We start from the raw sequence: 18,354 nt of genomic DNA, 5'->3' as shown, positions 1-18,354 counted from the left end.
TCAGGCCGCGCGGGGACGCGTCATCGTCACTTGGGCGACGTCGAGGTAGCCGGAGGCGAACCCCGCCTCGCAGTACGCGAGGTAGAACTCCCACATCCGCTTGAACGTCTCGTCGAACGCGCCGCCCTCGATCCGCGGCCACTCCTCGAGGAAGCGCAGCCGCCAGCGACGCAGCGTCTCGGCGTAGTCCGTGCCGAACGCGTGCACTCCCGTCACCCGGAGCCGGGTGTGCTGTCCTGTCACCGAGCGCATCGTCTCGAGCGACGGGATGAGCCCGCCCGGGAAGATGTACTTCTGGATCCAGCCGTAGGAGTTGCGCGTCGCGAGGTAGCGGTCGTGATCCATGAGGATCGCCTGCACGACCGCCGTCCCGCCCGGGGCGAGGAGCTTGTCGATCGCGGCGAAGTACGTCGGCCAGTACTCCTCGCCGACTGCCTCGATCATCTCGACGGAGACGACCGCGTCGAACGTCCCGTCGGTGCGCGGGCTCACCTCGCGGTAGTCCTGGAGCCTGACCTCGACCCGCTCGGCGAAGCCGCCGTCGGCGATCCGCTCCCGGGCCAGGGCCTGCTGCTCGCGCGACAACGTGATGGAGAGGACGTCCGCGCCACGGGCCGCGGCGCGGAGCGACAGCTCGCCCCAGCCGGTGCCGATCTCGAGGACCCGGGAACCCGGCCCGACCTTGGCGGTGTCGAGGATGGCGTCGATCTTGCGGTGCTGCGCCTCGACGAGGTCCTGCTCGGCCAGCGGGCGCGAGTCGTCGAACAGCGCCGACGAGTACGACATCGTCGGGTCGAGGAAGGCCGCGAACAGGTCGTTCGACAGGTCGTAGTGCGCCTCGATGTTGGCACGGCTGCCGGTCAGCGTGTTGCGGGTCGCCGCCGGGAGCGCCCGGTCGACGAGCCGGCGCATCGCGAGCACCGGCTTCGGCAGCAGGTGGCTCATCCGCTCGGCGAACGGCAGCAGCGCCTGCGCGAGGTCGGTGCCCGGTGCCGCCCGCCAGTCTCCCGCCATGTAGCCCTCGCCGAGGCCGATCTTGGGGTGGTGGCCGATCCGCCGGTACATCGACTCCGGCCGGATGACGTCCAGCGTCGGGCCGTCCGGCCCGGCCGAACCCACGGTGGACCCGTCGGGGTAGCGCAGTCGCACAGGCACGCCGGCGACGATCTGGTGGATCAGCGTGCGGGCGACGGCTCCACGCGTGAGGAACCTTCTCGCAGAGGGCATCTCGAGAGGGCTGAGGGCTTCGGACGTCATCGGACGGTCTCCAGTGATTCGGCTGGGCGGCGTTGGACGGGAAGGCGTCGGGCCCACAGCCGGATGCCGTGCATCCGGATGAGCGCCGACACCTGCTGGGTCATGAACGGGTGGCGGGCGACGGTGGCGACCACGGCGCGCGGGGTTCCCGGGACGAGCTCCCCGTCGACGACGGCGGTGAAGACGAGCTCGCCCTCGCGGTGGAGCCGGATCGCCACGGACACCCGCTCGGCGTCGAGGTGGAAGCGGATCGCGTACTCCCCCGTCGTGTCGTTGAACGGCGAGACGTAGAAGTCCTTGCCCACGGAGGCCGCACCGCGCGCGTCGGGCCGGACGGCATACGCGTGCCGTCCGCCGTAGGTGTTGTGCACCTCGACGACGACCCCGCGCAGCTCACCCGACGCGGTGAGGCACCAGTAGGCGGTCATGGGGTCGAAGACGTGGCCGAGCACGCGGGCGTGGGTCAGCGCGACGACCCGAGTGACACCCTCAGTGGGTATGCCGTCGCGCTCGAGGCAGCGCAGCACGTTCGCCTTGAGCTCGGGCAGGGTCGCCGGACCGGAGAGGTGGTCCTCCGGTCGGAACGACGCGACCGGACCGAGCCACCGCGGTAGGTCCAGGGGCTCGTCGAGGTCGAGGAGCCACTGGTAGTGGCGGTTGGTGAAGGTCCGGCGCAGCGGTGTGTGCCGGACGTGGTGGACCCGCCCGACGACGAGGGAGGGCAGCGTCGGCAGCTCGACCGACACGACCCCCGTCCCGGGCAGCGTCTCGGTCACGACCACTCCACCCCGAGCGCGCGGGCGGCCTCGACTCCCGAGCGGGCACCGTCCTCGTGGAACCCCCAGCCCCAGTGCGCGCCGGCGAAGGCGGTGCGCGACGTCGTGATCTCGTCCCGACGTCGCTGGGCCCGGACGGCGTCGAGGTCGTGGATGGGGTGCGCGTAGTCCATGACCGCGACGACCGCGGCCGGGTCGATGAGGGAGGTCGCGTTGAGGGTGACGAACAACGGGTCCGAGGCGGGCAGGCCCATGAGCCGGTTCATGTCGTAGGTGACGACCGGACCGGTGGTGCCGGCGTCGTGGCCGGGGCCGGCCGCGCGGTAGTTCCAGGACGCGTGCGCCCAGCGTGCGCGCGGCATGAACGACGAGTCGCGGTGCAGGACCGTCTCGTTGCGCGAGTAGCGGAAGGCGCCGAGCACCTCCTTCTCGGTCGGGGTCGCGTCGACGAGCAGGCGGAGCGCGTCGTCGGCGTGGGTCGCGACGACGACGTGGTCGAAGCGCTCCCGCCCGGCCGCCGTGGCCACCTCCACGCCGTCGTCGTCACGCTCGACCGCGAGGACCTCGTGGCCACGGCGGACGTCGGGAAGCCGCGCCGCGAGCGCCTCGACGTACGTCGCGGAGCCGCCGACGACCGTCCGCCACTGGGGCGCCCCACCGATGCTGAGCATCCCGTGGTGGTCGAGGAACTGGAACAGGTAGCGGGCCGGGTACTCCATCGCGTCGCCGCGACCGCTGGACCACACGCACGACACGAGCGGGACGGCATACAGCTCGACGAAGCTGTCCGGGAAGTCGCGGGCGGCCACGAACTCCCCGTAGGTCGTCTGGTCGGTGTCGTCGGTCGCGGCGAGGAAGTCCGCCGCCTCGTGGTGGAAGCGTCGGACCGAGCGGAGCATGGTGACGAAGTCGCGCGAGAGGAGCTGGCGCGGGCGGGCGAGGAAGCCGGTGATCCCGCGGCCGCCGGCGTACTCCATGCCGGAGGCCGGGTCGGAGATCGACATCGACATCTCGGTGTCGCGCACCGCGATGCCCAGCTCGGCGAAGAGCCGCCCGAGGAGGGGGTAGGTCCGGTCGTTGTGGACGATGAAGCCCGAGTCGACCCGGACCTGTCCCGGTCCGGAGCCGATGTTGTGCGTGTGCGCGTGCCCACCCAGCCTGGTGTCCGCCTCGAAGAGGGTCACCCGGTGGCGTCGGGCCAGCACGTGCGCGGCCGTGAGGCCGGCCACGCCGGACCCCACGACGGCGGTGCGGGGCGCATCGTCGGTCGGTGTCATGCTGTCCATTCGTCGCCGGCGGGGAACCGGATGGGTCTGTCGGGAGACCAATATGCCGTGCCGTGGGGCCCCGGACGCACCTTGGCTCCGCGTGACACAGTGCGCGGATGAGCCGCTTCCTCCTCGTCACCCTCTGCGCCCTGCTCACCGCCGTGCTGGCCATGGGCGTGACCGCCGTCGTCTCCCGACGGCTGGGCCGTCTCTCGGTCGTCGACGTCACGTGGGGACTGGTCTTCGTCGCGATCGCCTGGGTGTCGTATGCCGTCGGCACCCACTCCGCTCGCTCCCTGCTGCTCGCGGTGCTCGTCACGGCGTGGGGAGGCCGGCTGGCCTGGCACATCCGGCGCCGGGCGCTCGGCGGCGACGAGGACCCGCGCTACGCGAAGCTCGTCGAGGGCGTCCCCGAGCAGGACCGGTTCCGGTTCGCGCTCCGGCGGGTGTTCGGCGTCCAGGGTCTCGCGGCCTGGGTCGTCTCGCTGCCCATCCAGGTCGCGGCCTCGACGGACCGCCCGCTCGGCTGGGTGGCCGCGGGCGGGGTCGTGCTCTTCCTCGTCGGGGTGACCTTCGAGGCGCTCGGCGACGCCCAGCTGGCGAGGTTCAAGGCGGACCCGGCCAACCGTGGCGCGATCATGGACCGCGGGCTGTGGGCGTGGACCCGGCACCCGAACTACGTCGGCGACGCGGCCGTGTGGTGGGGACTGTGGGTCGTCGCGGCGGAGGCGTGGCCGGGAGTGCTCACCGTGCTCTCGCCGGTGCTCATGACCTACCTCCTGGCGTTCGCGACGGGCGCCCGGCTGCTCGAGTCGGAGATGTCGAAGCGGCCCGGGTACCGCGACTACATGGAGCGGACGTCGATGTTCCTCCCGCTCCCGCCGCGTCGTCGGACCCGGGGCTGACGGCGCGTTCGCCCTGCTCAGGGTCGGTTTGGGTCGCACGCTAGCCGCCGAAGCAGGCCGAACCTCACTAGTTTCGAGGGGTGGGGGCACGTCCCCACGACATCGAAGGAGTGTGATCGGGATGGACGCCATCTGGTGGTGGGTGATCGCAGCTGTCGTGCTCATCGCACTGGCGCTGCTGCTGGTCCCGCAGATGCGCAAGCGCAACGTGGAGTCCCGGCGCCAGCAGGCCGCCGAGGTCCGCGAGGAGGCGCAGGAGCATTCCCAGGTCGTGCGCGAGCGCGAGGCGCACGCCACGCAGGCCGAGGCGGCAGCCCGCCAGGCGCGCGCCGAGGCCGAGCAGAAGCTCGCCGAGGCGGACAAGCTCGAGACCGAGGGCGCCCGCCGGCGCGAGCCCGCCGTGGCCGCGCGCTCCGAGTACGAGGAGAAGCTCCAGCGCGCCGACGAGCTCGACCCGGACGTCGACACCGACGGTGACGGACGCGCCGACCGCGTGGAGTCCGACCGGGACGACGACGTGCGCGACCGGGGAGACGTGCGCCGGCGCTGACCCTCGCGTCCACGTCGAGTGGTCACGACACCCCGTATGCCGTCCGCGCATGCGGGGTGTCGTGACCTCTCGACCCGGGTGGGTCGGGTCACCCGGGTGGGTCAGGTCGCGACGGAGCTGAGCGCGTGGATGACGACGCCGGCGAGGGCCCCGACGATCGTGCCGTTGATGCGGATGAACTGGAGGTCGCGGCCGACGTGCAGCTCGATGCGTTCGGCAGCCTCGCGCCCGTCCCACTGGTCGACGGTCACCGAGATGACCTCGGCGATCTCGGAGCCGTAGGTGTTGACGAAGAAGGACACCGCCTCGCCGAGGTGCCCCTCGAGGCGGGAGCGCCACGGCTCGTCCTCGACGAGGTGGCGTCCGAGGTGCTCGAGGAGCTCCTCGCCGCGGACGTGGAAGTACGACGTCGGGTCGTCCATCGCCGACTCGAGCGCGGAACCGAACGAGCGCCACAGGCCCACGGCCGTGTCGGGCACCTGCGGGTGCGACAGGAGCCGCTCCTTGAGCGCCTCGGCCTGCTCCATGACCTCCGGGTCCGACTGCAGGTCGTGCGCCAGGCGCGTGAGCAGGTCGTCGAACGCGACCCGGGCCGGGTGCCCCGGGGCGACCCGGATGTCCCGCAGCCAGGTGAGCACCTGCTGGTAGCTCCACCCGATGACCCGGTCGTCGACCCACGGCGGCGACCACCATGGCGCCCGCTCCCCGATGACCGAGGCGAACGTGCCGGGGTTGTCGCGCAGCCAGTCGTGCAGCTGCTCCAGCCCGAGGTCGACGAGGCCGTGGTGGGTCCGCTCCCCGACCACGCCCTCGAGCAGCGAGCCGGCGATCGGGCTGATCGGCTCCTTCGCCAGGCGTGGGAGGAGGAAGTCCTCGATCACCTCGCGGACGGCGTCGTCGGACAGCCGACCCAGTCCGGCCCGGGTCACCCGGACGACCTCCGCCATCACCCGGGTGCGGTGGCCGGGGACGAGCAGCCAGGCGCCGAGCCGTTCCCCCACCCGGGCGGAGGCGAGTCGCTCGCGGGCGATCTCGTCGGTGAGGAAGTTCTCGGTGACGAAGTCCTGGAGGTTGCGCCCGATCTCGTTCTTGCGCTTGGGGATGATCGCGGTGTGCGGCACCGGCAGCCCTAGCGGGTGCCGGAACAGCGCGGTCACGGCGAACCAGTCCGCGAGCGCCCCGATCATCGCGGCCTCGGCGCCGGCGTTGACGTAGCCCAGCCAGCCGGTCTCGTGACGCAACGTCACGGCATACACGATCGCGGCGAGCACGAGCAGGCCGAGCGCGAGCGCCCGCATCCGGCGCAGGCCGGTGCGGCGCTGCGCGTCGGCGGGGGACGGGGCGAGCAGACTCACGGGGACGATCCTGCCCCACGCCCCTCCTAGAGTGGGTCCGTGCAGTTCCTCAACGGTCTCCAGCCCCAGCACGACCTCACCTACGACGACGTCTTCATGGTCCCGAACCGCTCCGACGTCGCGAGCCGCCTCGACGTCGACCTCGCGTCGGACGACGGCACGGGCACGACGATCCCGCTCGTCGTGGCCAACATGACGGCGATCGCCGGACGACGCATGGCCGAGACGACGGCCCGGCGCGGCGCGCTGACGATCATCCCGCAGGACATCCCCGTCGAGGTCGTCAGCGACGTCATCGGCTGGACCAAGCAGCGACACCTCGTCTTCGACACCCCGATCACCCTCGACCCGCTCACCACCGTCGGCGAGGCGCAGGTCCTCATCGGCAAGCGTGCCCACGGCGCGGCCATCGTCACCGAGGGCGACCGGCCCATCGGCATCGTCACCGAGAGCGACCTCACCGGCGTCGACCGGTTCGTCCAGGTCCGCGACGTCATGTCGCGCGAGCTCGTCACGGTCCGCGACGACGTCGACGTCGTCGGTGCCTACGACACCCTGTCCGGCACCCGCCGCCGCCTCGCCCCGGTCGTCGCCGAGGACGGGACGCTCGTCGGGGTGCTCACCCGCCAGGGTGCCCTGCGCGCCGGCCTCTACGCGCCCGCGCTCGATGCCGACGGCGCCCTGCGGGTCGGTGCCGCCGTCGGCATCAACGGCGACGTCGCCGCCAGGGCCACGCAGCTCCTCGAGGCCGGGGCCGACGTCCTCGTCATCGACACCGCCCACGGCCACCAGCAGCGGATGCTGGACGCGCTCAAGGCCGTGCGCTCCCTCGACCCGCAGGTGCCGGTCGTCGCGGGCAACGTCGTCAGCGCCGCCGGGACCCGTGAGCTCATCGAGGCGGGGGCCGACATCGTCAAGGTCGGGGTCGGGCCGGGCGCGATGTGCACGACCCGGATGATGACCGCCGTCGGCCGCCCCCAGTTCTCCGCCGTGCTCGAGTGCGCCACCGCGGCCCGCGATCTCGGCGGGCACGTGTGGGCCGACGGCGGCGTGCGTCACCCCCGCGACGTCGCCCTCGCCCTCGCGGCCGGGGCGTCCAACGTCATGATCGGCTCGTGGTTCGCCGGGACGCTCGAGTCGCCAGGCGACCTGTTCACCGACGAGACCGGGCGGCAGTTCAAGGAGTCCTTCGGCATGGCGTCCTCGCGCGCGGTCCGGAACCGGACCGCGACCGACACGGCCTACGAGCGCGCCCGCAAGGCGATGTTCGAGGAGGGGATCAGCTCGGCCCGGATGTACGTCGACCCGGCCCGGCCCTCGGTCGAGGACGTCATCGACGAGATCATCTCGGGCCTGCGGAGCAGCTGCACCTACGCCGGGGCGCGCACGCTCGCCGAGTTCCACGAGCGCGCGACCATCGGCCTCCAGAGCACCGCCGGCTTCGCCGAGGGGCGACCGCTGCACCAGTCCTGGTGACCGCCGGATCGTCGCGCGGGTGGTCCCGCCGCACGACCGCGTATGCCGTCACACCGGTCCTCGTCCTCGTGGCGGTCGTCGCGGTGGCCTGGCTCACGACCCCCCGCACCTCGGGGTTGGAGGGTGAGTGGGAGACGGCGGCGGTCCCGGGCGAGGTGCTCGGCGGCCGCGCGCTCGTCGGTTCCGGGTCCCCCGTGGCGGTCGACCTCGTCACCGGGACCCGCATCACCCTCGGGTCCGTCACCGGTGGGGCACCGGCGATCGGCGCGGGGCGACTGCTCGTCCTCGGGGACGGCCGGCTCGACGGCGCCGGGCTGGACGGTCGCTCGCGCTGGACGTGGCAGGGACCGCCCGCCCACGCGCTGACGCTCGTGGCCGCCGGACCTTCCGTGACCGTCGTGCAGGCCTGCGGGGGGACCCCCGGCGGGTGCCGCCTCATCGGCGTCGACGGCAACGGGCGCGAGTCCTGGCAGACCCCCCAGCCGACCGCGACCGGCACCTCGGCGCCGGTCGTCGGGGCCGACGGCAACCTCCCGACCGTCGGTGTCCTGCCGACCCCGGACGGCACGCTGGTCCTCGTCGACCCCGCGTCGAGCCGCATCGTGCTCCGACCCGCGTCGCGGGCGTCCGTGGGCGCCGACGGGCGGCTGACGCTGCGCTCCGAGGCGTCCGGCGGGTGCGCCCTCACGACCTTAGAGACCCTCGACCGGACGTCCACGTCGACGACGTCGGAGCCGTGCGCGTCGGCGCCGCCTCCCCCCGGTCCGGAGCGGGTCACGGCGGCCCGGTCCCGGGTGTGGTGGTGGCCCTTCGGTGACGGTCGGCCGACGCTCGAGGTGCGCGGACGGCATACGGGTCGGGTGGTGAGCCGGGAACCGCTGGCGGTGCTGCGCCACGACGACGCGGGACTGACCGTCCGCGAGGGCGACGTGGTCCGTCGCTACGGGTGGGTCGAGGGCGGCTGAGGACGTCGCCGCCCCCCGGTCGGGCGACGGCGGGGGCCACGAGGGACCAGCACCACCGGGTGGTTGTCGGGCCAGAAGGTCACGGAACCGGACACGGGGCGGGGACGGCGGTGCCACGATGACGCGGTGGGGAAGCACGAGTCATCCCGCACCACGGGCCGGGTCACCGTGATCGCTGCCGTGGCGGCCATCGCCGTGCTCGTCGGGGGCACGTGGGCGGTCGCGTCCCTCATGGAAGAGGACCCGGGGACCGCGGGGTCGCGTCCCTTGGCGTCGGCGAGCGCGTCGGCGTCGGCGTCGGCGACCGCGACGGCGTCGGCGACACCGAGTGCCTCCCCCACGGCGTCGAGCCCGGAACCGTCCGCGACCGCCTCCGCCACGGTGGACGCGGCCGCGGCCCAGAGCGCCGAGCGTCACGCGAAGTGTGTCGCCGAGGTCGCGTCGGCGACCCGGCTCGCGAACGCCGTCGCCACCTCCGCCACCCACTGGAGGCAGCACGTGGCCGCCCAGCTCGCCTGGGATGCGCGCACCCAGTCGTTCGCGACGACCAAGGCCCAGTGGGCGGCCTCGCGGGCGTTCGGTCCCGCGGACGAGCGGGAGTTCGCGGCGGCCACGCAGGCAGCGGGTGCGTCGAAGGGGGCCTGCGCCGCCGCGGTGTCCGCCGCTCCCCCGGTGGCGGCCACGACGGCCTGCGCGTCCCGCCTCAAGGCCCTCGAGTCGGCCGTCGCCACCGGGACGGTGGTCCACCGGCAGTGGTCGGCCCACCTGCTGATGATGCAGCAGAAGGAGCACGCCGACATGGGTGCGTACCACCGGCGCTGGATCGCCATGGTCCGGGACGCACAGGCGCCGCTGCGGACGCATGCCGCGGCCGCCGCTGCCGTGGGTGCGGCCCCCGCCTGCGCCTGACGCTGCGCTGGGTACGTTGTCGTGGTGACCTACGACGTGGCAGCGATCCGTGAGCTCTTCCCTGCGCTGCGAGGCGGGCCCGACGGCTCCGCCCCGGCGGCCTTCTTCGACGGGCCGGGTGGCAGCCAGACCCCCACACCGGTGGCCGACGCCGTCCACGCCACGCTCGTGTCCGCGATCTCCAACCGCGGCGAGGTCACGGCCAGCGAGCGTCGCGCCGAGGACGTCGTCCGCGAGGCCCGACGGGCGGTGGCGGACCTTCTGGGCGCCGACCCGCGAGGCGTGGTGTTCGGGCGCAGCGCGACGGCGCTCACCTACGACTTCGCCCGGGCGCTGGCCAAGACCTGGGCTCCCGGTGACGAGGTCGTCGTCACCCGGCTCGACCACGACTCCAACATCCGCCCGTGGGTGCAGGCCGCGGAGGCCGTCGGTGCGGTCGTGCGGTGGGCGGACTTCGAGCCCGAGACCGGCGAGATGCACTCCGCCGCCGTGACCTCCCTGCTCTCCGACCGGACCCGGCTCGTCGCGACGACGGCGGCCTCGAACCTCATCGGCACCAAGCCACCGGTCTGCAAGATCGCCCGGGCCGTGCACGAGGTCGGCGCCCTGCACTGGGTCGACGGGGTCCACGCGACGGCGCACGCCTCGGTCGACCTCGACTCGCTCGGTGTCGACTTCTGGACCTGCTCTCCCTACAAGTTCCTCGGGCCGCACATCGGGATCGTCGCGGCTTCCCCCGAGCTCCTCGAGGGCATCCGGATCGACAAGCTGCTGCCGTCCTCCGACGCCGTGCCGGAGCGCTTCGAGTTCGGGACCCTGCCGTACGAGCTGCTCGCCGGGGTCACCGCCGCGGTCGACGTGCTCGCGTCACTCGACGGCACGGCGACCGGGTCGCGGCGCGAGCGCATCCTCGCGAGCTTCGAGGCGCTGGAGGAGCACGAGCACCGCCTGCTCGACCGGCTCGAGTCCGGGCTGCGCTCGCTGCCCGGCGTGCGGGTGTACTCCAACGCGCGCAAGCGCACCCCCACCCTGCTCTTCACCGTCGAGGGACGGTCCGCGCAGGACGTGCGCCGGGGCCTCGCCGAGAGCGGCGTCAACGCCCCGGCGAGCAACTTCTACGCCATCGAGGCCTCCCGTCACCTCGGCCTCGGCGACGAGGGCGGGGTCCGCATCGGCCTCGCGCCCTACACGGACCTGGACGACGTCGAGCGCCTCCTCACCGCCCTCGCCGCCCTCACCTGACCCGTCCGACTGATGGCGCACGACGTTCGGCGAGCGCCAGCGAGCCGACCCGCCCGACTGCGGCGAGAACGACGCCGCCCCCACGTCCTCGCGCGCCGCTGTGCACTGCTGCGCCCCAGCGCAGCAGTGCACACTCCGCCGGGCCGACCACCACACACGCTGTGCGCTGCTGCCGCTGAGCGCAGCAGTGCACAGCGCGAACCGGGAAGGTCAGCGTGCCGCCGGCGCCGGCGCCGGGACGAGGAACGCGTCGCGGGTGATGTCGGCGATGCTCTGCGCCCCGGTGAGCCCCATCGTGAGGTCGAGCTCGGCGACGACGTCGTCGATGACGTCGCGCACGCCGTCCGCCCCGTCGAGCGCCAGCCCGTAGACGTGCGGCCGCCCCAGGAGGGTCGCGTCCGCGCCGAGGGCGAGCGCCACGAAGACGTCCGCGCCGGTGCGGATCCCACTGTCCACCAGGACGACCGGCTCACGCCCCACCCGCTCGCGGATCGCCACGAGGGCGTCGAGCGAGGCGATGGAACGGTCGACCTGCCGACCGCCGTGGTTGGACACGATGACGCCGTCGACACCGGCCTCGAACGCCCTGGCCGCGTCGTCAGGGTGGAGGATCCCCTTGAGCAGCACCGGCAGCGTCGTCCGCTCGCGCAACGTCTCGATGTGCTGCCAGGACAGACCCGGGTTCGAGTAGATGTCGAGGAAGGTCTCGACGGCCGCGCGCGGCACCGGTGAGCGCAGGTTGTCCCGCACCCCACCGGGGTGGCGACGCGACTGGTTGAGCAGCGTCCGTGCGCCGCCCGCCACGGCCCGGACCTTCTCCACCCCTGCGGTCCCGGCCAGCGGTGACGCCGCCTCCCCCGCCGCGGCGACCCGTTCCCTGACGATCTCCATGAAGCGGGGGTCGGAGGTGTACTGCGCGATGCCCATGCCCTGCGTGAACGGCAGCGACCCGAGGTCGAGGTCGGCGGTCCGCCAGCCGAGCATCGTCGTGTCGAGGGTGACCACGAGCGCCCGCGCCCCGGCCGCCTCGGCCCGCCCGATGAGCGAGTCGACGAGGCGCTCGTCGGTGGACCAGTAGAGCTGGTACCACCACGGCACCTCCCCCATGGCCCGGGCGGTCGCCTCCATCGGTGAGCAGCCCTGCGTCGACACGATGTACGGCGTCCCGGCCGCCGCTGACCCGCGCGCGATCGCGACGTCGGCCTCTCGGGCGACGAGCTCCGCGGCGCCGATCGGGGCGAGCATCACCGGCGCCGACAGCGGCGTCCCGAGGACCTCGGTGCGGAGGTCCCGGGTGGTGTGGCCGTGGAGCACCCGCGGGACGATCTGCCACCGGTCGAACGCCGCCCGGTTTGCCCGCATCGTCGCACCGGCACCTGCACCGCCGGCGACGTACGCCCAGGCCCGGTCGCTCATGGCGTCACGGGCTCGCCCCTCGAGCTCGTGGGGGGCAGTCGGGACGCGGGGGGCCTGCCCCAACGTGCCGCGACGGTAGATGGCGCTCTGGCGCGCGCGCCCGGGTCCGACCGCGGCCTCGGGGAGGGTCTGCTCAGTCACGGTGCCACGCTATCGGCGGGCGTCGGTGACGTGGGCGAGACTGAGGCCATGGTTGCGCTCCTCCCCCCGCTCGAGGCCCCGGTCGACCCGGTCGACGCCCTGCGCCGCATCGCCTTCCTGCTCGAGCGCACCCGCGCCGGCACCTACCGCGTCGAGGCGTTCCGCGGCGCAGCCAAGGCGCTCAAGGGGATCGGCGACGACGAGGTCGAGCAGCGCGCCCGCGCCGGCACCCTCCAGGACATCCCCGGCATCGGCAAGTCGACCTCCGCGGTGGTGGAGGAGTCCGTGAGAGGTGAGCTGCCGGCATACCTCTCGTCGTTGCAGGACAAGAGCGGCGGTCCGCTCGTGGCCGGGGGCGAGGACCTGTATGCCGCGCTGCAGGGCGACTGCCACCTCCACTCCGACTGGTCCGACGGTGGGTCGCCGATCGACGAGATGGTGCTGACGGGCATCGAGCTCGGCCACCGGTGGATGGTCCTCACCGACCACTCCCCCCAGCTGCGGGTCGCCAACGGGCTCACCGCCGAGCGGCTCACCCAGCAGATCGCCATCGTCGACGCGATCAACCGTGGTGTGGGAGAGGCGTTCCGGCTCTTCAAGGGGATCGAGGTCGACATCCTCGACGACGGTTCCCTCGACCAGACCGACGCGATGCTCGGCCGGCTCGACCTCGTGACCGCGTCGGTCCACAGCAAGCTCCGGATGAACTCCGGCCCCATGACCAAGCGGATGGTGGCGGCGGTCCTCAACCCGAGGGTCAACGTCCTCGGCCACTGCACGGGGCGGCTCGTCGAGGGCTCACGGGGCAAGCGCCCCCCGTCGGACTTCGACGCGCAGGCGGTCTTCGAGGCCTGCCTCGAGGGCGACACGGCGGTCGAGATCAACTCGCGTCCGGAGCGCTGCGACCCCCCGGACGAGCTCGTGGAGCTGGCCCTCGAGATCGGGTGCCTGTTCTCGGTCGACTCGGACGCCCACGCGCCGGGGCAGCTCGACATGAAGGCCTACGGCTGCGAGCGCGCCGAGCGGCTCGGGGTGCCGTGGGACCGCATCGTCACGACGTGGGACGCCGACCGCGTCCACGCCTGGGCCAACCCCCACTGACCTCGGGTCGCGCCCCCGTCCGGGGTCCCGCGGATCGCGACGGATTCGCCCCGATCCGCGGACCGGGTTGACACACTCTCCTCATGGGCGACCTCCGCATCACGCTGGACCCTGACGCCTCGGGTCCTTCCTACGAGCAGGTGCGGGCGCAGCTTGCCGCGCTCATCGAGCAGGGCGTCCTGGCCGAGGGCGACCACCTGCCCACGGTGCGCGCGATGGCCGGGGACCTCGGCCTCGCCGTGAACACCGTCGCCAGGGCCTACAAGGAGCTCGAGACCGAGGGCCTCGTGACGACGGGCCGGCGGGCCGGCACCGTGGTCGCCGGCGGGGGGCACGCCACCGACACCGCCCTGCGACGCAGCGCCGTCGCCTTCGCCGCCGACGCCACCCGGGCCGGGTTGAGCGAGGCAGCTGCCCTGGACCTCGTGCGTGCAGCGCTCCGCGAGGCGCGCACCTGAGGCGCAGACGGTCCCACGCGCTGCGTGGGACGGCATACGACGAGTCGCGTGGCACACGTCCGGGCTCGTTTTGGAATGGGCGCGATCGTCCCCTATGCTTTCCGAGTCCACGACGGATCCGAGCGCTGCGCGCTGCGCGACGTGGGTTCCCGTCACGTGATGGGTCCCCATCGTCTAGCGGCCCAGGACCCCGCCCTTTCACGGCGGTAGCACGGGTTCGAATCCCGTTGGGGATACGCAGTAACGGTCTTGCAACCGCAAGGCCCCGTAGCGCAGTTGGTTAGCGCGCCGCCCTGTCACGGCGGAGGTCGCGGGTTCGAGTCCCGTCGGGGTCGCCAGCACAGCGAGAGGCCCACACCAGCAGGTGTGGGCCTCTCCGCATCTCCGGACGGGCGACGGCCTAACCTGACGGCCATGTCATGGTCGGTCTGGCTGTCCCTCGTGGTGACCGGGGTGCTCATCTCGTTCACCCCCGGCGCCGGGGCCATCAACACGATGGCCAACTCGCTGGGCGTCGGGTGGACCCGCTCGATCTGGGGGATCCTCGGCCAGCAGATCGCCCTCGTCACCCACATCGTCCTCGTCGCCGCGGGGCTGGGCGTCCTCGTCGCGAGCTCACCCGCTGTGTTCGGTGCCATCCGCTATGCCGGTGCCGGCTACCTCGTCTACCTCGGCGTTCGGCAGTGGCGCTCGCGCGCGGTCACCGACGACGGCGAGCCCACGACGACGGGCACGAGGACGCCGGCGGCCATGGTGCGGCGCGGGATCCTCGTCAACCTCACGAACCCGAAGGCGCTCGTCTTCTTCCTGGCCTTCATCCCGCAGTTCACCCGACCCGACCGTCCCCTGCTGCCGCAGTACGCCGTGCTGGCGGCGACGATCGTCGTCATCGACGTCGTCGTCATGTGGTGCTTCTTCGCCACGGCCGCGCGGGGTCTGCGTCGGGTGACGAGCACCCCGCGCGGTCAGCGGGCGATGAACAGGACGTTCGGCGGCCTCTTCGTCGGTGTCGGCGTGCTGCTCGCCGCCGTTCACTGACCGCGCCGGCTCAGCGGCTGACCTCGATCGCGATCTTGCCGCGGACGTGCCCGCCCTGGCTCAGCTCAAACGCCTTGGCAGCGTCCTCGAGGGCGAACACCTCGGCGACGGGCACGGTGAGCCGGCCCTCGTCCGCGAGGTCCGCGAGCGCCTGCAGGTCCGCGGAGTCGGGTCGGACCCAGGCCGAGATCCCGCCGGCAGGCTCGACGCTCGGGTCGGTGACCGAGCCGTGCCGACCGCCGTCCGCGAGCACTGCGAGCGTCGTCTCCAGCACTCCGCCGACGAAGTCGGCGACGACGTCGACGCCGTCGGGCGCAAGGACACGGACGCGCTCGGCCAGCCCGGCGGCATACGAGACCGGCTCGGCGCCGTAGCCCCGCAGGAACTCGTGGTTGCCCTCGGAGGCCGTGCCGATGACGCGGGCGCCGAGTGCGGTCGCGATCTGGACGGCGAGGATGCCGACCCCGCCGGCGGCCGCGTGGACGAGGACGGTGTCGCCCTCCCTCGTGCCCAACCGCTTGAGCAGCTGGTATGCCGTGAGGCCGGCGAGCGGGAGCCCTGCGGCCTGGTTCCAGTCGAGGCTGGCCGGCTTGCGGGCGACGGTGCGCACGGGTGCGGCGACGAGCTCGGCGAACGTGCCGTGCTGCACCCAGTCCTTGCGGGCGTAGGCGATGACCTCGTCACCGACGGCGTACTCGGGGGTGTCCAGGCCCACGGCCTCGACGACGCCCGCGACGTCCCAGCCGGGGATCGCCGGGAAGTCGACCTGCATGAGCCCGTCGAGGTACCCGGCAGCGACCTTCCAGTCGACCGGGTTGACCGAGGCGCTCCGGACGCGGATGAGGACCTCGCCGGGTCCCACCCGGGGGTCGGCGACGTCGGTGAGGGTGAGGGTGTCGGGGGAGCCGTACTGGCTGTAGGTGATGGCGCGCATGGAGAGGGCCAACGTGCCGGGAGGTCGTCCGCATTCCTTGCGCGCGTTCCTCACGGCCAGGGCGAGGCGCCCGGGCGGCCGTCGGCCCCGGGTGGGCGTCAGGACGAGAAGGTCCAGCGGGTGTGTGACCGGTAGGTCTCCCCCGGGCGCAGGACCGCCGAGGGGAAGCTCGGCTGGTTCGGGGCGTCCGGGTACTGCTGGGTCTCGAGGCAGATGCCGTCGCCCTGTCGCAGGAGCCGGCCCTCCCGTCCGGCGAGCGTCCCGTCGAGCCGGTTGCCGGTGTACACCTGAATCGAGGGCTGGTCCGTGTCGACCTCGAGTGCACGGCCGGTGGCCGGGTGCTCGAGCCGGGCAGCGGTGCGGGTGCCGGACCCACCCAGGACGAAGGTGTGGTCGATGCCGACCACCCTCGCCACCTGCGGGTGCGCGGACCTGACCCGCGGCCCGAGAGGGGCGGGCGTCCTGAGGTCGAGCGGCGTTTCGGCGACCGGCTCCGTCCGGCCCTCGGGAGTGGAGGCCGTCGTGACGGGGAGGTACTCGTCCGCCTGGACGCTGAGCACGTGTGCGTCGACGCCACCACCGTCAGGGCCACCGAGGGCGAAGTAGGCGTGGTTGGTGAGGCTGACGACCGTGGGAGCGTCGCACGTGGCCTCGTAGTCGACGCTGACGTCGCCGCCGGCGACGACGTAGGTCGCCCGCGCGGTCAGCTGACCGGGGAAGCCCTGGTCCCCGTCGGGGCTGACGAGCTCCAGCGTGAGGCTGTCCGGCCCGTGGTCCGTGACCGTCCACACCCGCGCATGGAAACCGTCCACCCCGCCGTGGAGGCAGGTCGGGCCCTCGTTGGCGGAGACGGCATACGTCACTCCGTCGAGCGTGAACGACGCCCCGGCGATGCGGTTCGCGTAGCGGCCCACCGTCGCCCCGAGGTAGGGGTTGGTCGGCGAGACGTAGCCGGCCACGTCGTCGTAACCCAGCACCACCTCCACGGACCGGCCCTCGCCGTTGGGGAGCCGAATGCTCTGCACCGTGGCCCCGAGGTCGAGGACGGTGAGCTCCAGGCCCGTCTCGCTCGCGAGGGTGAAGGCAGACACCGGTTCCCCACCCGGCATCGATCCGAAGTGTCGTCGCATGGGGTCTCCTCGTCGCGGGGTGGCACGGTGCAGTCGCTCCCACCGTACGAGCCCGGGGGCTCCAGCGGCCCTCCGGGCATGCGTTATAGTTCTGGCACGCCGGGGTGACCTGGCGATCTGTTTGAGCAGGCCAGGCCACGCGCCGACGACGGCCTGTGACGACGCGGCCAGGTAGCTCAGTTGGTACGAGCGTCCGACTGAAAATCGGAAGGTCGACGGTTCGACCCCGTCCCTGGCCACCCCCCCAGCCGCAGGTCAGATGCCTTCTGACCTGCGTCTTTGTTATTCCGGGCGTCGGGCGTTCGATCGGCGAGATACCGTGAGAGACCGCGATGTACCCCGATTCGCCGTGAGATGTTGCACGGGATGTTGCACGAAATCTCGGCATCAAGGGAACCCTGTGGGACAACAGGTGTGCGCTTCGGTGGAGCGGGACGTCGGGTCGCAGGTCAGCGAGTACATCATCTGACGGCGCGGCGCCGTCCCGGTCCGCCTGCACTCGCGACCAAATGTCGCGGCCTGCTCGGCCAATGCAGCGCCACGCCGGCCGTGCGGGCATCGCTGCAGCAGTCGCGCCAAGTGGGTGCGCGCCCCGGCGGCCGTGCGGGCGTCGCGGCAACGCTGGGCAAGGTCAACCGCGCGCTCCAGACAGGCCCGCGCGGCGGCGAGCTCGCCCGCCAAGGTCCCGCCAGCTGCGCGAACGCGCCTGGTTCAGGCTCGTCACCGAGGTGGACATCGGCCCAGCGCAGGTTCATCAGCTCCCCGCGGCGGGCCTCCCTGTCCGCGGCAAGCCGACCTCGAAGAACCGGCCGGCCATGAGGGTTCGACCCGTCCTCACACGAACAGGTGATGGCCGCACACCTCGGCCTTCGACCTGAGGTATGCCTCGTTGCGGTCTGTCAAGTGGGTGGCCGTTGGCACCATGCCGTCGATCTGAATGCCGTACTGAGCCAGTTGGGCCCCCTTGTCCGGGTTGTTGGTCAGGAGCGACACACCTCCGACGCGGAGCGCTCGGAGCATCTGGGCCGCGACCAGGTAGTCGCGGGCGTCAGGTGCGTAGCCGAGCGCCTCGTTGGCGGCGAAGGTGTCAAGACCGCTGTCCTGCAGTGCGTAGGCGTCGAGCTTGGCGGCCAGCCCGATCCCACGCCCCTCCTGCCGGAGGTAGAGCAGCAGGCCACCCCGGTCGACCAGTCGTTCCAGAGCCTCTTGGAGCTGAGCTCCGCAGTCACACCGGTCGGACCGGAAGACGTCTCCGGTCAGGCACTCACTGTGCAGGCGCACCATCAGGGAACCTCCAGGCCCCCGCGACCGGTCCAGCTCGCGGCGCCAAGGCCCGAGTCCCAGCGCAAAGTGGTCCGCGTCGTCATCCAGACCCGAGAACGACAGTGCCGCCGCCCGGACAGGGCGTCCGCCGACGGATAGGCCCATCGGCA

At 72.7% G+C, this 18,354-nt stretch carries 17 protein-coding genes and 3 tRNA genes; 12 read left to right on the top strand and 8 right to left on the bottom strand.

Annotated features, from left to right (window positions below):
• The 3 genes from N801_RS07830 to N801_RS07820 are packed head-to-tail and all read right to left on the bottom strand — an operon-like array spanning window position 1 to window position 3,310.
• On the bottom strand, window positions 1-1,257 hold the full coding sequence (locus tag N801_RS07830) for an SAM-dependent methyltransferase (RefSeq protein ID WP_035935875.1): 1,257 nt from the start codon (window positions 1,255-1,257) through the stop codon (window positions 1-3).
• Window positions 1,254-2,033 carry a DUF1365 domain-containing protein gene (locus N801_RS07825; protein WP_245618294.1) on the bottom strand — a complete coding sequence of 260 codons (780 nt, stop codon included), beginning with the start codon at window positions 2,031-2,033 and terminating at the stop codon, window positions 1,254-1,256. The genes N801_RS07830 and N801_RS07825 overlap by 4 nt, the downstream gene beginning before the upstream one ends.
• Complete coding sequence (locus N801_RS07820) at window positions 2,030-3,310, bottom strand: NAD(P)/FAD-dependent oxidoreductase (RefSeq protein ID WP_035935967.1); 1,281 nt, start codon at window positions 3,308-3,310, stop codon at window positions 2,030-2,032. The genes N801_RS07825 and N801_RS07820 overlap by 4 nt, the downstream gene beginning before the upstream one ends.
• A gap of 107 nt (window positions 3,311-3,417) precedes the next feature.
• Between N801_RS07820 and N801_RS07815 the strand changes: the two genes are divergently transcribed.
• Together N801_RS07815 and N801_RS07810 are read left to right on the top strand one after the other, a co-directional pair.
• Window positions 3,418-4,206, top strand: a complete 789-nt coding sequence (locus N801_RS07815; RefSeq protein WP_035935872.1) for a DUF1295 domain-containing protein — start codon at window positions 3,418-3,420, stop codon at window positions 4,204-4,206.
• Window positions 4,207-4,327: 121 nt separating this feature from the next.
• On the top strand, window positions 4,328-4,756 hold the full coding sequence (locus N801_RS07810) for a hypothetical protein (protein ID WP_052112748.1): 429 nt from the start codon (window positions 4,328-4,330) through the stop codon (window positions 4,754-4,756).
• 101 nt (window positions 4,757-4,857) lie between these two features.
• Here N801_RS07810 and N801_RS07805 read toward each other — a convergent pair whose 3' ends face one another.
• Window positions 4,858-6,111: a DUF445 domain-containing protein gene (locus N801_RS07805; protein ID WP_035935869.1), complete on the bottom strand. Its 1,254-nt coding sequence runs from the start codon at window positions 6,109-6,111 to the stop codon at window positions 4,858-4,860.
• 39 nt (window positions 6,112-6,150) lie between these two features.
• Between N801_RS07805 and N801_RS07800 the strand changes: the two genes are divergently transcribed.
• The 4 genes from N801_RS07800 to N801_RS07780 all read left to right on the top strand — a co-directional run bounded on the left by N801_RS07800 (window position 6,151) and on the right by N801_RS07780 (window position 10,703).
• A complete protein-coding gene (locus tag N801_RS07800) occupies window positions 6,151-7,587 on the top strand; it encodes a GuaB1 family IMP dehydrogenase-related protein (RefSeq protein ID WP_035935867.1) in 1,437 nt (478 codons plus the stop codon).
• A complete protein-coding gene (locus N801_RS07795) occupies window positions 7,584-8,552 on the top strand; it encodes a PQQ-binding-like beta-propeller repeat protein (RefSeq protein ID WP_035935864.1) in 969 nt (322 codons plus the stop codon). Before N801_RS07800 ends, N801_RS07795 begins: the two co-directional genes overlap by 4 nt.
• A gap of 126 nt (window positions 8,553-8,678) precedes the next feature.
• The gene (locus N801_RS07785) at window positions 8,679-9,461 is read left to right on the top strand and encodes a hypothetical protein (protein ID WP_156996611.1); all 783 of its coding nucleotides are present in this window, start codon (window positions 8,679-8,681) and stop codon (window positions 9,459-9,461) included.
• 24 nt (window positions 9,462-9,485) lie between these two features.
• Window positions 9,486-10,703, top strand: a complete 1,218-nt coding sequence (locus N801_RS07780) for a cysteine desulfurase-like protein (RefSeq protein ID WP_035935855.1) — start codon at window positions 9,486-9,488, stop codon at window positions 10,701-10,703.
• A gap of 210 nt (window positions 10,704-10,913) precedes the next feature.
• On the opposite strand, the gene N801_RS07775 is transcribed toward N801_RS07780, so the two are convergent.
• Entirely contained in the window at window positions 10,914-12,260 is a 1,347-nt protein-coding gene (locus tag N801_RS07775; protein WP_035935851.1) for an alpha-hydroxy-acid oxidizing protein, read from the bottom strand.
• Window positions 12,261-12,308: 48 nt separating this feature from the next.
• Between N801_RS07775 and N801_RS07770 the strand changes: the two genes are divergently transcribed.
• The 5 genes from N801_RS07770 to N801_RS07750 all read left to right on the top strand — a co-directional run bounded on the left by N801_RS07770 (window position 12,309) and on the right by N801_RS07750 (window position 14,857).
• A complete protein-coding gene (locus N801_RS07770; RefSeq protein WP_035935849.1) occupies window positions 12,309-13,361 on the top strand; it encodes a PHP domain-containing protein in 1,053 nt (350 codons plus the stop codon).
• Window positions 13,362-13,444: 83 nt separating this feature from the next.
• Window positions 13,445-13,819 (top strand): GntR family transcriptional regulator, encoded by a 375-nt coding sequence (locus N801_RS07765; protein WP_035935846.1) that lies wholly within the window; start codon window positions 13,445-13,447, stop codon window positions 13,817-13,819.
• 163 nt (window positions 13,820-13,982) lie between these two features.
• Window positions 13,983-14,055, top strand: a tRNA-Glu gene (locus N801_RS07760).
• 25 nt (window positions 14,056-14,080) lie between these two features.
• Window positions 14,081-14,157 (top strand) — tRNA-Asp (locus N801_RS07755).
• 76 nt (window positions 14,158-14,233) lie between these two features.
• Window positions 14,234-14,857: a LysE family transporter gene (locus N801_RS07750; RefSeq protein ID WP_035935844.1), complete on the top strand. Its 624-nt coding sequence runs from the start codon at window positions 14,234-14,236 to the stop codon at window positions 14,855-14,857.
• A gap of 10 nt (window positions 14,858-14,867) precedes the next feature.
• Here the strand turns inward: N801_RS07750 and N801_RS07745 are convergent, their stop codons facing one another.
• Window positions 14,868-15,791, bottom strand: a complete 924-nt coding sequence (locus N801_RS07745) for an NADP-dependent oxidoreductase (RefSeq protein WP_035935840.1) — start codon at window positions 15,789-15,791, stop codon at window positions 14,868-14,870.
• Between the two features lie 98 nt (window positions 15,792-15,889).
• Window positions 15,890-16,900, bottom strand: a complete 1,011-nt coding sequence (locus N801_RS07740) for an aldose epimerase family protein (protein WP_084108491.1) — start codon at window positions 16,898-16,900, stop codon at window positions 15,890-15,892.
• Window positions 16,901-17,086: 186 nt separating this feature from the next.
• On the opposite strand from N801_RS07740, the gene N801_RS07735 reads away from it, so the two are divergent.
• Window positions 17,087-17,160 (top strand) — tRNA-Phe (locus N801_RS07735).
• Between the two features lie 595 nt (window positions 17,161-17,755).
• Here the strand turns inward: N801_RS07735 and ribA are convergent.
• Window positions 17,756-18,349, bottom strand: a complete 594-nt coding sequence (gene ribA / locus N801_RS07730) for a GTP cyclohydrolase II RibA (protein WP_052112747.1) — start codon at window positions 18,347-18,349, stop codon at window positions 17,756-17,758.
• Window positions 18,350-18,354: the final 5 nt, after the last annotated feature.

This window comes from Knoellia aerolata DSM 18566, assembly GCF_000768695.1.
In the GTDB taxonomy this organism is placed as follows: domain Bacteria; phylum Actinomycetota; class Actinomycetes; order Actinomycetales; family Dermatophilaceae; genus Knoellia; species Knoellia aerolata.
This window is presented reverse-complemented; position numbering and strand designations above follow the sequence as displayed.

Excerpts from the sequence above, each read along its gene's own strand:
- N801_RS07830 (WP_035935875.1), bottom strand. The coding sequence starts at position 1,257 with ATGACGTCCGAAGCCCTCAGCCCTCTCGAGATGCCCTCTGCGAGAAGG.
- N801_RS07820 (WP_035935967.1), bottom strand. The coding sequence starts at position 3,310 with ATGACACCGACCGACGATGCGCCCCGCACCGCCGTCGTGGGGTCCGGC.
- N801_RS07815 (WP_035935872.1), top strand. The coding sequence starts at position 3,418 with ATGAGCCGCTTCCTCCTCGTCACCCTCTGCGCCCTGCTCACCGCCGTG.
- N801_RS07810 (WP_052112748.1), top strand. The coding sequence starts at position 4,328 with ATGGACGCCATCTGGTGGTGGGTGATCGCAGCTGTCGTGCTCATCGCA.
- N801_RS07770 (WP_035935849.1), top strand. The coding sequence starts at position 12,309 with ATGGTTGCGCTCCTCCCCCCGCTCGAGGCCCCGGTCGACCCGGTCGAC.
- N801_RS07765 (WP_035935846.1), top strand. The coding sequence starts at position 13,445 with ATGGGCGACCTCCGCATCACGCTGGACCCTGACGCCTCGGGTCCTTCC.
- N801_RS07750 (WP_035935844.1), top strand. The coding sequence starts at position 14,234 with ATGTCATGGTCGGTCTGGCTGTCCCTCGTGGTGACCGGGGTGCTCATC.
- N801_RS07745 (WP_035935840.1), bottom strand. The coding sequence starts at position 15,791 with ATGCGCGCCATCACCTACAGCCAGTACGGCTCCCCCGACACCCTCACC.
- N801_RS07740 (WP_084108491.1), bottom strand. The coding sequence starts at position 16,900 with ATGCCGGGTGGGGAACCGGTGTCTGCCTTCACCCTCGCGAGCGAGACG.
- ribA (WP_052112747.1), bottom strand. The coding sequence starts at position 18,349 with ATGGGCCTATCCGTCGGCGGACGCCCTGTCCGGGCGGCGGCACTGTCG.